The organism is Erythrobacter sp. JK5, from assembly GCF_018205975.1.
Lineage (GTDB): Bacteria > Pseudomonadota > Alphaproteobacteria > Sphingomonadales > Sphingomonadaceae > Erythrobacter.
On sequence record NZ_CP073577.1, the window covers coordinates 3,014,641 to 3,027,623 of the forward strand.

12 protein-coding genes and 1 tRNA gene are annotated in these 12,983 nt (G+C 64.4%); 10 read left to right on the plus strand and 3 right to left on the minus strand.

From position 1 onward, the window contains the following. Positions 1–43: 43 nt before the first annotated feature. From KDC96_RS14715 to purU, 4 genes are all read left to right on the plus strand, one after another. Entirely contained in the window at positions 44–709 is a 666-nt protein-coding gene (locus KDC96_RS14715; protein WP_212449125.1) for a helix-turn-helix domain-containing protein, read from the plus strand. Positions 710–948: 239 nt separating this feature from the next. Beyond that, entirely contained in the window at positions 949–1,926 is a 978-nt protein-coding gene (locus KDC96_RS14720; RefSeq protein WP_212449126.1) for a sensor domain-containing diguanylate cyclase, read from the plus strand. 9 nt (positions 1,927–1,935) lie between these two features. Beyond that, complete coding sequence (gene purT / locus KDC96_RS14725) at positions 1,936–3,123, plus strand: formate-dependent phosphoribosylglycinamide formyltransferase (protein ID WP_212449127.1); 1,188 nt, start codon at positions 1,936–1,938, stop codon at positions 3,121–3,123. A 53-nt stretch (positions 3,124–3,176) separates the two neighbouring features. Further along, entirely contained in the window at positions 3,177–4,043 is an 867-nt protein-coding gene (purU, locus tag KDC96_RS14730; RefSeq protein WP_212449128.1) for a formyltetrahydrofolate deformylase, read from the plus strand. On the opposite strand, the gene KDC96_RS14735 is transcribed toward purU, so the two are convergent. Further along, positions 4,040–4,810 (minus strand): LytTR family DNA-binding domain-containing protein, encoded by a 771-nt coding sequence (locus tag KDC96_RS14735; RefSeq protein ID WP_212449129.1) that lies wholly within the window; start codon positions 4,808–4,810, stop codon positions 4,040–4,042. The genes purU and KDC96_RS14735 overlap by 4 nt on opposite strands. Before the next feature lie 151 nt (positions 4,811–4,961). Here KDC96_RS14735 and KDC96_RS14740 point away from each other — a divergent pair, with 151 nt between their 5' ends. After that, on the plus strand, positions 4,962–5,483 hold the full coding sequence (locus tag KDC96_RS14740; protein WP_212449130.1) for a DUF2306 domain-containing protein: 522 nt from the start codon (positions 4,962–4,964) through the stop codon (positions 5,481–5,483). Here the strand turns inward: KDC96_RS14740 and KDC96_RS14745 are convergent. Next, on the minus strand, positions 5,480–7,648 hold the full coding sequence (locus KDC96_RS14745) for a PQQ-dependent dehydrogenase, methanol/ethanol family (protein ID WP_212449131.1): 2,169 nt from the start codon (positions 7,646–7,648) through the stop codon (positions 5,480–5,482). The genes KDC96_RS14740 and KDC96_RS14745 overlap by 4 nt on opposite strands. Positions 7,649–7,755: 107 nt before the next feature. Between KDC96_RS14745 and KDC96_RS14750 the strand changes: the two genes are divergently transcribed. Continuing rightward, a complete protein-coding gene (locus KDC96_RS14750) occupies positions 7,756–8,223 on the plus strand; it encodes a dienelactone hydrolase family protein (RefSeq protein ID WP_212449132.1) in 468 nt (155 codons plus the stop codon). A gap of 59 nt (positions 8,224–8,282) precedes the next feature. Further along, positions 8,283–9,164, plus strand: a complete 882-nt coding sequence (locus KDC96_RS14755; protein ID WP_212449133.1) for a dienelactone hydrolase family protein — start codon at positions 8,283–8,285, stop codon at positions 9,162–9,164. Positions 9,165–9,173: 9 nt separating this feature from the next. Here the strand turns inward: KDC96_RS14755 and KDC96_RS14760 are convergent, their stop codons facing one another. Continuing rightward, the gene (locus KDC96_RS14760) at positions 9,174–10,181 is read right to left on the minus strand and encodes a complex I NDUFA9 subunit family protein (RefSeq protein ID WP_212449134.1); all 1,008 of its coding nucleotides are present in this window, start codon (positions 10,179–10,181) and stop codon (positions 9,174–9,176) included. A gap of 196 nt (positions 10,182–10,377) precedes the next feature. On the opposite strand from KDC96_RS14760, the gene KDC96_RS14765 reads away from it, so the two are divergent. The 3 genes from KDC96_RS14765 to KDC96_RS14775 all read left to right on the plus strand — a co-directional run bounded on the left by KDC96_RS14765 (position 10,378) and on the right by KDC96_RS14775 (position 12,908). Further along, positions 10,378–10,464 (plus strand) — tRNA-Leu (locus tag KDC96_RS14765). A 177-nt stretch (positions 10,465–10,641) separates the two neighbouring features. Next, positions 10,642–11,850 (plus strand): integrase arm-type DNA-binding domain-containing protein, encoded by a 1,209-nt coding sequence (locus KDC96_RS14770; protein WP_212449135.1) that lies wholly within the window; start codon positions 10,642–10,644, stop codon positions 11,848–11,850. Positions 11,851–12,056: 206 nt separating this feature from the next. Continuing rightward, positions 12,057–12,908, plus strand: coding sequence for a hypothetical protein (locus KDC96_RS14775; RefSeq protein ID WP_212449136.1), 852 nt, complete (start codon positions 12,057–12,059; stop codon positions 12,906–12,908). Positions 12,909–12,983 lie beyond the last annotated feature (75 nt).

Below are 12,983 nucleotides of genomic sequence, written 5' to 3' on the forward strand. Positions count from 1 at the left end.
TCTCTGCGTCAACGTTTTGCTCTCCCAGCAGGAGACGCAGCTCATGTCGCTCAAAGCCCATCTCGATCCCGTTGCCCCCGGGGACGGAAAACGCCGCCAGCCGCGCCGGGCGCTGCAGCTCGAAACCAGCGGGGTGCTGCCCGGCGGGCTCGAAGCCAATGTGACGATCCACAACATCTCAGCCGCCGGTCTGTTGCTCGAAACCGACCTGCCGCTCGACCAGGGCGAAACCCTAGCGATCGAATTGCCGCAGGTCGGGCAGGTCGCGGCCACGGTGGTCTGGGTCAGCGAGCATCTTTATGGCTGCGCCTTCGACGTGGCGCTGGGGCAGGCGGCGCTCGCCGCGACACAACTGCGCGCCGATACGCCAGGGGGAGCGGGCTCGCCTGCGCCCGCGCGGCCGGCGCTCGCCGAGCCGCTCGGCATCAAGCTCAACCGGCTGCGCCGCGAACGCGGGATGACGCTTGCGCAGGTCGCTGCACAGCTCGATGTCAGCAAGCCGACCGTGTGGGCATGGGAGAAGGGCAAGGCCCGCCCGCTGCCCGACCGCATCGATGCGATCGCCGCCGCGCTCGGCGTTCCGGCTGCCGAACTGGGCGAAGCCGCGCCCGACCGGCACGCCGCTGCAGTGGTCGAGGAATGCCGGATCCGTATTGCGACTGCCTGCGGCACCGAACCCCAAAACGTTCGTATCATGATAGAGGTCTGAAGCAGTTCTCGGCCAAGTGTTACCCAGAGAACACATTGAAGATTTCCAAGTTATGGTAAACGTCCCTACGGGTTGATTCGTTTTTTAGTCGAGTGAACTTACGAAACTAACGTTTTTACTTGAAGTATGTCGTTTACAACGGGGAAATTGTAGACCAGCATTGCTTTGGTTAGTTGTCGTAGGTTCTTGACAGGATCCGGGCCAACAGGGGTAAAAAGTAAAGCCGGGGGCAAATCGGCATGAATATGGGTCTGAGTGCTGAAGAAGGCATGGTCCTGCACGGCCTGCTTGAAGAGGCGGCGGGAGATATCGTGATAAAGCTCGATCGACGGGGCTTTCTCATCCACGCATCGACGAATTTCGGCGAACTGGGTTACGATCTGTCGCTGCTGCTGCTGCTGCCGCATGTCAGCGACCTTGCCGAGGCGCATCACGCGTCGGCACTCCAGGAATACACCGACCGGGTACTGGGCGGGAAGGCGCAGGGAGGCTGGATCGAATTTCCGGTGCTGACTTGCGGATCGTCGCCAGACTGCCCGGCGCACGATTGCCGACGCTGGTACGCGCTGAGCCTGAGGCCGATCGCGGGCGAAGACGGAGCCGCCTGCGGGGCGATGGGCCTGCTGCGTTCGGTGCAGCGGCTGCGCGCGCTGGAGGGCGAACTGCATGCCTCGGTCCTGACCGACCCGTTGACCGGCCTGTCCAACCGCCATGCGTTTTGCAGCAGCCTTTCGCGGCATCTCGGAGCGGGTGGCGGCCAGATGGTCGCCGTGTTCGCAGTCGACCGGATGCGCGCGATGTTCATGCAGTATGGCCAGCGAGCCGCCGACGAGATCCAGTGGGGGTTCGCCAAGTTCCTCGAATCGATGATCTTTCCCGAACATGAGCTGGCGCAGCTGGATGGCGAACGCTTCGGCGTGGTCATTCCGGACATGACACCGCGTGCGGCCCGCAGCTGGGCGGACGATGTGCTGCGGACCTTCGCGACCCTGACCATCGGCGCGTCGTCCCGGTCGCCGCAAGTGTCCGCGAGTGCCGGGCTCGCCCGGCTCGAAAGCACGGTAGACTGGACCTTGCGCCAGGCCGAGCTCGGGCTGGTCATGGCGCGCGCCGGAGGCGGAATGCGGGTCGGCCAGTGCGGCCGGTTGCCGCCGGGATCGCCGGGTCGGGCTGACCACAGCCAGCAATCGCTTGGAGTCGCCAGCGCCGCCCGCTAGGCGGTGACTATGGCTCATATTGCTACAATCCTGCTGCTTGGTTCCGGCGAGCTCGGTCGCGAATTCGTCATTTCCGCCAAGCGCCTCGGCGCGCGCGTGATCGCCTGCGACGCCTATGATGATGCGCCCGCGATGCAGCTGGCGGATTCGCGCGAAGTGTTCCCGATGCTCGACGGCGAGGCGCTGCGCGGGGCGGTGGAAAAGCACCAGCCCGATCTTATCGTGCCGGAAATCGAAGCGATCCGCACCGAAGTGCTGGCCGAGCTGGAAGGCGAGGGTTTCAATGTCGTGCCCTCTGCCCGCGCCGCGCAGCTGACCATGAACCGCGATGCGATCCGCGATCTGGCGGCGGGCGAGCTGAGGCTGGTCACGTCGCGCTATCGCTACGCCGAATCCTTCGAAGACGTGCGCGCGGCGGCTGCGCATACGGGGCTGCCCTGCGTCATCAAGCCGGTGATGTCCTCGTCGGGCAAGGGCCAGAGCAAGGTCGATCGCGCGGACCAGCTCGAAGCCGCCTGGGACTACGCAGTGGCCAATATGCGCGGCGACCGGGCGCGGGTGATCGTCGAGCAGTTCGTCGATTTCGATTACGAGATAACCCTGCTGACGGTGCGCCACGCCGGCGGCATCACGTTCTGCCCGCCGATCGGCCATCGCCAGGAACGCGGCGACTACCAGGAGAGCTGGCAGCCTGCCGCGATGTCGACAGGAGCGCTCGCCGATGCGCAGGAAATGGCCGAAAAGGTCGTGATGGCATTGCAGGGCGACGGGCGCGGCTGGGGCCTGTTCGGGGTGGAATTCTTTGTGAAGGGCGAGGAGGTGATCTTCTCCGAACTGTCTCCGCGTCCGCACGATACCGGTATGGTCACGCTGGCGGGACAGATGCTGTCCGAGTTCGACCTCCATGCCCGCGCCATTCTCGGCCTGCCTCTGCCGCTGGTTCTCCTTGCCGCGCCCAGTGCCTCGGCCGTGATCCTCGCGGATCGCGACAGCGCCGATTTCGGTTTCGAAGGGATCGCGGAAGCGTTGGGTGTCGACCCCAGCGCGGACATCCGCATTTTCGGCAAGCCCACCACGCGGCCCTTTCGCCGCATGGGCGTCGCGCTCGCCTGCGGGAACGACACCGACGAAGCGCGCGCTTTGGCGAGGAAAGCCGCCGACAAGGTACGGATTGCCTATCGCGATGGAGCCGCCTAATCGCGCGGCCATGAGCGATCACCTCGAAGCCAAAGCCTGTGCCAGCTGCGGGCATGCCTGACCCGCTAATCCTGACGCTGGGCTGCGACGATCGGCCCGGGATAACCGCGCGGGTTACCTCGTTCCTGTTCGATCGTGGATGCAACATCCTCGAAGCGCAGCAATTCAACGACCGCTGGACCGAAGGCGCGACCGACCGGTTCTACATGCGGGTCGAGTTCGACCGAGACGGATCGTCGCTGGACCAATTGCGCGCGGACTTTGCCGGGTTCGCCGACGAATTCGGCATGCGCTGGAAGATCGTGCCGCGCGATGCGCCGCGCCGCGTGCTGATCATGGTCAGCAAGTTCGATCACTGCCTGGTCGACCTGCTGTACCGCTGGCGCACGCATGAGCTCAATATCGAGCCGGTGGCGATCGTTTCCAATCATCCGCGCGATGCGGCGATCGGGACCGATATCGGCGATATCCCGTTCCATCACCTGCCAGTCACGCGCGAGACCAAATCCGACCAGGAGGCGCAGGTGCGCCGCATAGCCGAGCAGACGCAGGCGGATCTGGTCGTGCTTGCGCGCTACATGCAGATATTCTCCGATGCACAGGCGGCGCATTTCGCCGGGCGCTGCATCAACATTCACCACAGCTTCCTGCCCGGCTTCAAGGGCGCGCGGCCGTATCACCAGGCGCATGAGCGCGGGGTCAAGATCATCGGCGCGACCGCGCACTTCGTCACCGCCGATCTCGACGAAGGCCCGATCATCCACCAGGATGTCGAGCGGATCAGTCACGCCGACAGCCCGCACGACCTCGTGCGCAAGGGCCGCGACATCGAACGCCGCGTGCTGGCCGAAGCGGTGCGGCTGTTCGTCGAGGAGCGGGTGCTGCTCAATGGCAGCCGGACGGTGGTATTTCGGGGCTAGTCGAGCCAGCCCTTGGCGCGCAGATCGGCGACCGCTTTGCGGCTGACCGGTACGCTCTCGCCGTTCACCAGAATCAGCCGCAGATCGCGGCCTTCGCGGCTGTTCTGGCTGACAGCCGATCGCGCCACCCACCAGCTGCGGTGAACCTGCTCGCCGGTGCCTTGCGGCATCGCTGCGACCGCTTCGGCGAGCGGCATCAGCACCATTTCCCGCCGATCCCTGGAGTGGACGTGGACGTAGTGATCCTCGACAGACAATGCGAGGACCGGCGGGAAGCCGGACGGCAGGCGCCCATGAAGCTCGGTGTCCGCAACGCCCACGGTTTCGGTCTCGTCGGCAGGTTCGTCTTCCACGGACCGTGCGTCGCTGCGGGCGTAGAGGATGAAGAACACCGCGAACATCGCGGCCGCGATCCCCAATGTCTGCGGCCAGATATGGGCAAAGCCTGGCCCGAACATGGCCTGCGGGCCGCCAAGCCACCACAGCACCGCCCACGCGATGATGACGGTCGCCAGAGGTATCGCGAGGACATAGCCCCAGACGCTGGCGATCCCGACCAGACGTGCCACCGCCTTGCCGACCTGCCCCACCAGCCCGAACAGCAGCCACGCCGCAAGCAACCCGCCGATCCAGTAGGCCATGCGTGCGCCAAGCTCCATTCCGGCGGGATTGAACAGGTTGGCGAGCGCGATGACGCAGCCGATCAGCGCCACGATACCGATCTCGGCGAGCAGAAATTCCCTGCGCGATCCGGAGTTTGCGCTCATGACCGGCCCGTCCGTGGGCGACCGCTCGCGCAGCCTGAGGACCATCCACGCATCGGCGCGACGTCCTGCGAAGTCGTGCTTTTCATTTCAGTGCTCGACACGAATTTCATCACGGCGACAGACTATCGCGATGATCGACCGGGAGACAAGCATGAGCGAACAGGTGCGTAAGTTTCGAGTGGCCCGGATGGCCGCGCTGCTGCTCGTCACGGCGGCGATCACGGTGCTGTTCATGGTGCTTTCGCAAATGACGGGCGGCTATGCCGCGCCGCAGACGCAGACTGCGGGTCAGCGGTTCACGCTGCCGATCGTAATCCATCTCGCGACGGCGCTGCCTGCGGTGCTGCTCGGCCCGGTGATCCTGATGCGGCGCAAGGGCGATGCGCCTCACCGTGCGCTGGGCCGGGTGTGGGTCGCCCTGATGCTGACCACCGCCATCGCTTCCGCCTTCATTCGCGCGCCCGGCGGCGGAATCGCGGGCACCGGCTTCAGCTTCATCCATATCTTCACCGTCTGGACGCTGGTGGTGGTGCCGCTCGGCCTGATCGCCGCGCGGCAGGGCAAGATCGAGGCGCATCGCGGCGCGATGAAGGGCCTCTATGCCGGACTGTGCATCGCCGGGGCGTTTACGCTGATTCCCGGTCGGCTGCTGGGCGATCTGGTGTTCGGCTAACGCCGCGCTACCCTGCCGTTGCCTTCCATCGCCTTGTCCTCGTTGGCGCGCTGGATCACGTAGGCCCGGATCGCTTCGATTTCCGCCTTGCTGAGGCTGTCGGCAAAGCTTGCCATGCCGTTGTCCTTGAGCAGCCCGTCATGCACCACCGCTGCCCAGGCGCGCGCATCGCCAAGCGATCCGGCGCGGCGCAGATCGGGCAGCACGGTCGAACCGACCGCCGCCGGCGCGTGGCAGACGGCGCAATAGCGGGCGTATTTCTGCGCGCCCAGCGCGATGGTTTCGGGCGATGCGCGGCTTGGCGGCGGATCGAGCGGCAGGCTGGCAAGCTCCAGTTCGGGCGGCAATTCGCCGCTCGCGCCAAGCTTGAACACCAGCAGCCGAGAGATGTTCTTCACCGGTGCCTTGCTGTTGAGCAGAGCGCCGTCGACGGTGATCGCATAGGCACCGCCCCATCCTGCCAGAACCGCGACATATTGTTCGCCATCGACGGTATACGTGATCGGCGGGGCGACGACGCCGGTTTGTGCGGCAAAGCTCCACAGCTGTTCGCCGGTCGCGGCGCTGTAGGCGTTGAATTCGCTGCCGGCCGTGCCCTGGAACACGAGACCCCCGCCGGTCGCCAGCAGCCCGCCATTCCACGGGCCGGGATGCTCCACGCTCCAGCGTGGTTCCTGCTTGACCGGATCCCAGGCGACCAGCATGCCCTTGAGCGTGCCCGCCACCTCGCGCCGGATGCCGAGATCGGGCGGCAAATCCCCTGCGCCGAGGTTGAACCCGACATTGAAGCCGCGCGCGCGGTCCGGCTTCCAGTCGGCTTCGGGCGCGTAGACCATTCCCGCTTCGAAGGCCGGGATATAGACCAGGTTTTCGCCCGGATGATACGCCATCGGATGCCAGTTGTGCCCGCCCAGCGCGCCCGGCGTAACCAGCGCGGGCTGGCCGGTCTTGTCGACCCGTGCCTCGGGGTTTTCTATCGGTCGCCCGGTTTCGGGGTCGATCCCGCTCGCCCAGTTGACGGAAACATAGGGCTTGGCGCTGATGAACTCGCCGGTCGCGCGGTCGATCACGTAGAAAAACCCGTTCTTGGGCGCCTGCATGATGACCTGCCGCTGGGCCCCGTCGATTTCCATGTCGGCGAGGATCATGTGCTGGGTGGCCGTGTAATCCCATGTTTCGCCCGGCGTGGTCTGGTAATGCCAGACATACTCGCCGGTATCGGGCCGGATCGCGACGATGCTGGAAAGGTAGAGGTTGTCTCCGTCGCCGGTCCCGTCCTCGCCGGGCGAGCGATAGGCGCGGTTCCACGGGGATCCGTTGCCGACCCCGATGTAGAGCAGGCCAAGGTCGGGATCGTAGGCCATCGAATCCCACACCGTGCCGCCCCCGCCGATCGCGTCGGACGCGGCGAGCACATCGGTATTCCAGGTCTCCGCCGCCGTTTTCAGATATTCGGGAGAGCTTTCATCCTCTGTCCCTTCGGGCACGGTGTAGAACCGCCACAATTCCTCGCCATCGCGCGCGTCGTAGGCCGCGACGTAGCCGCGCACACCAAATTCCGCGCCGCCATTGCCGATGATGATCTTCCCGTCGATCACCCGCGGCGCGCCGGTCACGGTGTAGCTTTGCGACTGGTCGACCGTCACCGTTTCCCACTGCACTTTCCCGGTATCGCGATCGAGCGCGACCAGCCGCCCGTCGAGCGTGCCGAGGAACAGGCTGTCGCCCCAGGTCGCCAGCCCGCGATTGACCACGTCGCAGCAGGCCTTGACCCCGGTTTCGCCCGGAACTTCGGGATCGTATTCCCACAGCTTCTCGCCGGTAGCAGCGTCGAACGCCTTCACCTTGCTCCATGCGGTGGTGAGGTAGAGCCGCCCGTCGATCACCAGCGGGGTCGCTTCCTGCCCGCGCGCGGTGTCCATATCCGCGAACCAGGCGAGGCCGAGCTGGCCGACATTGCCCGTGTCGATCTGGTCGAGCGGAGAATAGCGCTGCTCGGAATAGGTCCGCCCGTGGGTGATCCAGTTGGCGGTGTCGTCGCCCGCCGATACCAGCGTCGCCGAGGTGACGCGGCCGTCAGCCCCGCCCCCGAGAATGTCCTTGCATCCCGCCAGCGCCAGCACTGCGGCGCACGCGGCTGGGACAGCCCAACGCGTGATGTTCATGAAGCCTCTCCCTCTTGCGCCGCATGTTGCCGCGCAAGTGATTGCTTGTCCATTGTTCGGCAATGAGTCTATGCTCACAAACGGGAGCGACAATTGGGGAGAGCATCATGAGCGACAGCGAGAATCAGCAGGGCGGCAAGGCGCAGAGCCTGTCCCGCCGCCAGTTCGGGGCCATCACCGGTGCCGCCGCCGTGGCTGCGGGAACTCCGGGGATCGCGCAGGCGGCCGGGTTTACCGGCCCAGCCCGGTTCACCGAAAAGACTGTCAGCCTGGCCACCGGCAACGGGCCGGTCGGTGCATATTTCATCCACCCGGCGGATGGCGCGCACCCCGCGGTGCTGACCTGGCCGGGCGATACCGGGCTGGGCGAGGGCAGCCGCGCCACAGCGCGGCGGCTCGCGCACAAGGGCTATGCCGTGCTGGTGCTCGACCGCGAGAGCGGCGATGCCGAAGCGGTTCCCGGCGATGCCGAAGCGGCGCTGAAGTGGCTCGAATCGCAGCCGCAGATCGATGCGGAGCGCGGCATCGGTACGCCCGACTGGGCGGAACTTCGCGCGGAGCGCGGCCTCAACTGAAGCAACGGGCCGGTCACATGGCCCGTTAAGACCCGATCGAGGGCAATGGGAGTGCGGCGATGTGCGACGAAGCCAGGCTGGAAAGCTGGGCGCGCGAGGCGATCTCGCGGCGGCGGTTCGGCGCGCTGACCGGCGCTGCGGTAGTCGCGGCCTGCACGCCGACAGGCGAAGTGGCGAATGGCGAGCCGGGATCGGCGATCGAATTGTCGGAGACCGCCGTGACCTTCGCGACCGCCGACGGGACGATGGATGCGTTCTTCGTCCATCCGGCCGACGGCAAGCATCCCGGCGTTATCCTGTGGCCCGACATTGCCTCGATCCGCGAAAGCAAGCGCAACATGGCGCGGCGGCTGGCCGGCGAAGGCTACGCCGTGCTGGTGCTCAACCCCTATTATCGCGACGTGACCGGCGAACAATACGCCGACTTTGCGGCATTCGCGGCGGATGGAGGCTTTCAGAAAGTCCGCCCGTGGCGGGGCAAGCTCGATGCGGATTCGATCGGCCGCGATGCGAGTGCGGCGGCCGGATGGCTCGACCGGCAGGACGCGGTCGACACCGCGAAGGGTATCGGGACGCAGGGGTACTGCATGGGCGGACCGTTCACCGTGTGGAGCGCGGCGGCGGTGCCGGGCCGGATCAGAGCGGCGGCAAGCTTCCACGGCGGCGGACTGGTCCGCGAGGATGACGACAAGAGCCCGCACAGGCTGCTCGATGAAACCCAGGCCAGTTTCCTGATCGCAATCGCGCAGGACGACGACGCGGAGGCTCCACAGGACAAGCTGACTTTCGGCGAAGCGGCAGCGAGTGCGGGACGCCCGGCGACGATCCGGGTATACGAAGGGGACCACGGCTGGACCGTCCCCGACAGCCCGGCCTACGCCGAACCCGCTGCCGAAGCCGCGTATGCCGATCTGCTGGAGCTTTACCGCGGGGCGCTGTAGCCGCGGGCGCTAGCCGCCTTCCGACCAGGACTGGCTCTGATGGTCGCCCGGGTCGGCATTTCCGCGCGCTTTCGCCCGCTCGTTGCTGAGACCGAACCGCCCGAACCGGCGGTAGCGCTGCATCCACTTGTCGAGAAACAGACCCAGCGGACGCGGTTCGATCCCCAGGTCGGCAAAGGTGCGATGTTCGCCCGAGACCGTGCTGCCGGGCTTCAGCAGCGTCCATTGGTCGCGGCTCATCGGAGTGAGGGGGAGCGCGGCGAACAGGCCGGACACACCGTCGGGCATGGCGAGAAACCTGCGGGTGCGCCCCTGCGCTTCGGCGATCCGCCGGTTGATCTCCATCATGCTCAGCTGCTCGGGGCCGCCCAGCTCGTAAATGTGCCCGCCATGCGCGGCCGGGTCTTCCAGCGCGACCGCAATCGATTCGGCCACGTCATCGACATAGACCAGCTGCAGCTTCGCTTCCGGTCCGAACACCGGCAGCACCGGCAGGACCTCGATCATCTGGCCGAACATGTTGAGGAAATTGTCGTCCTTCCCGAACACGATCGAAGGCCGCAGGATCGTCGCCTCGGGGAAGGCGTCCAGCACCTTGGTTTCCCCCAGTGCCTTGCCGCGGGCATAGGCGGCGCTCGAACCCGCATCGGCACCGATCGCGCTGACATGGACGAATCCCCTGACGCCGCCCGCCTTGGCGATGCGCGCCATCGTGCCCGGCGCTTCGCCCATCAGCTGCTCGAGATCGCCCGCGAACGCGCCGACCAGATTCACGACGAAATCCGCTCCTTCGAGCGCAGCCGCCATGCTGTCCTCGCGCGTGATGTCGCAGCGCGCGAATTGCAGCTGCCCGAGATTGGCGAGCGGTTTGAGCACATGCGCCTTTTCCGGGTTGCGGCTGGCAATCCTGAGCCGCGCGCCGCGTTCGAGCAATGCCTGCGCGACGTAGTTTCCGATATACCCCCCTCCGCCGAAGACGGTGACGAGCTGGTCGGTAAGCGGCGATTTGATGGTCATGGTCCTGCTGATCCCGGATTCGGTCACACATGCTGGCTGCGCCATGCTTCAACGCGGCGCAATCGGCAAGCGTTCCGGCCCGATCGTGCGCCGCCGCTGCCCTGGCCTGCGAAACCGGCGTTGACAGGGTGGCACTGCAATCGCTAGTAGCCCGCGCCTACCCAGCGGCGGCATCCGACGACCGACCGCGCTCCGTGCCCAGATGGCGGAATTGGTAGACGCACCGTCTTCAGGTGGCGGCGGGGGCAACCCCGTGGAGGTTCGAGTCCTCTTCTGGGCACCATTTGTTCTCATCAGAACGTTCCAAAACATTGCAGAAATGGCGGAATTCTGCCATTCTTGACCTCTAGCGCAGAAAGCGAGGTCTTGTTTTGTTCCGCTTTGTTCCAACGTCTGTGGGGGCCTCGGCTGGGGGCTCCAGCTCAAAAGGCCCCAACTTCCAAAAAAGTGAGGCCCCCAAATGAGCCTCAATGTGCAGGAAATCAAAGGCTTCCGGGCTGCCGACAAGTCGTATAAGAAATACGACTCGCGGGGGCTGCTGCTTCTGGTGAAGCCCAACGGCTCCAAGCTCTGGTATTTCAAGTACCGCTTCGGCGGGAAGGAAAAGAAGCTGCCCATCGGCGCGTTCCCAGAGGTCAGCTTGTCGCAAGCGCGCCAGCTTCGCGACCGAGCGCGGCTCAAGGTTTCCGATGGCATTGATCCGATGTTGGAGCGCAAGCGCAAGAAGGCCAGGATCAAGCTAGGTGCGGCGAACACCTTCGAGGTCATCGCCAATAAGTACATCGACGAGAAGATGGTACCGGAAGGTCGGGCGGAGGCCACGCTGCGCAAGGCGCGCTGGTTCCTCGAACTGCTCAAGCCCGCAATCGGCAATATGCCAATCAACGATGTCGATCCGCAGCTGATGCTGGCGGCGCTCAAAAAGCTCGAGGCCAAAGGCAATCTCGAAACCGCAAAGAAATGCCGTTCGTTTGCAAGCCGGGTCTTCAGGTACGGCGCTGCTCTTGGTCAGTGCCAAACCGATCCAACCTCGATCCTGCAAGGCGCGCTGGTCACGCCCAAAGCACGGCATTACGCGGCGATCCTTGAACCCGAAAAGTTGGGCGGGCTACTGCGTGCTATCGATGATTTCGAATGTTACCCGGCGACGAAGTTCGCCCTGAAGATTGCACCACATGTCTTTGTGCGGCCCGGTGAGCTTCGCCATGGCGAGTGGAACGAGATCGATTGGGACAAGGCCACCTGGACAATTCCGGAAGGCAAGATGAAAGCGCGGAGGACCCATGTGGTGCCTCTATCACGCCAGGTGTTGGAACTGTTCCGAGAGCTAAAATCGATTACCGGCAGCAAGGGGTATATCTTCCCTGCGTTTCATACGGGCCAGCGCCCAATGAGCGAGAATACTATCAACGCTGCATTTCGGCGTATGGGGTTCACCAAAGACGAAGTGACAGCGCATGGCCTGCGCTCAACGGCCTCGACCATGCTCAACGAGAGCGGGCTCTGGCATCCCGACGCCATAGAGCGCGCTCTCGCCCACGGGGACAGCAACGCTATTCGCGGCGTCTACAATCGCGGGAACTACTGGGATGAACGCGTAAAGATGGCGCAATGGTGGAGCGACTATCTTGATGAGCTTCGACGAGGCGAAACGAGCCGCGGAACGTAAGGTTAAATGTAGGAAGCCTTGCGCCCTCAACTCGGTCGGTTGGCTGGTCGCCGCGCAGACCCAATAGCTGCCGATGCCCGCTCCATATTTCAGTGTAACCCGCATAGAACTAGTCGAGCGACAGGCAGTGCGCAGCCACCGAAGCAGATGACAACCGCAAAACCAGAAGTTATTCCTCCCTTCGACGTGATCAACAGGGGGAAATCTTGAGCAACGAGCTGGCAACCGTCGACCGCAAGAACTCCATTCCAGCGCATCACTTCAGAGTGCACTTGGACGTAACCAAGCCAGTGCCCGCCGAATACGCCGCACAACTGATCAGAATGATCGTTGAAGATCTTCGGGGTTGGGGCTTCGATAAAGTCGAATTGGTCTCCGCCGGTCGGGGCAGCTTTGAGGTCGAGCTTGCGACTGACCAAAAGGCTCGCGTTGACCTCGACAAAAGCCGTGTCGAACTTGCCATCGCGCGGCTCAAGCTCAAGATCACGATAGTCGGGGCAGGAACAGCCTTGCTCGGTGCGGGTGTACTTCTCGCCGAAAAAGTTCTCACAGGTGACGAGACCACGGGAGAAACTGTTCAACATATTCTCGACACATGCGACGGTCGCAGGTGCTCGATTACGGTAGGTGACGATGTGATCGTTATCGATCGCGATGAGATGACCGGCTACGCCTATTCGCTCGAGGAAGAGCCCGAACCGATTTCTCTCGAAAGTGCCGTCTCGACCGAGCAGTTAGAGGTGGACATCGGGGATCGAACTCAACGCCGCAAGCGCCCCGACGCTTGGCTGTTAAACACTGCGCGCCCCGAAGATCAGGACCAAACCACCGACGTCGTCCTGCCGGATGAATCCGACGAACCAAACCTTATCAGGCGCACTATCATAGGTTGGGTGAACAAATACGAGGGCGACCTCGAGATTGAAGGGCCCGAAGGCATCTTCATCGTCAAAGGGCTCGTGACCAGACTGGACATCCAAGAAGGCGACAGCCTCCGGCTGCACGGCTTGACCGATGGGCAGCAAATTTGGCCAGAAAGCATCACGCTGCTAGAATAACTGCGGGTCGAACATCACGCCGCCTCACTTTTCTGCTGGCGCCTACGAGGTGCCAGCTCCCAGACCTTCGGCATT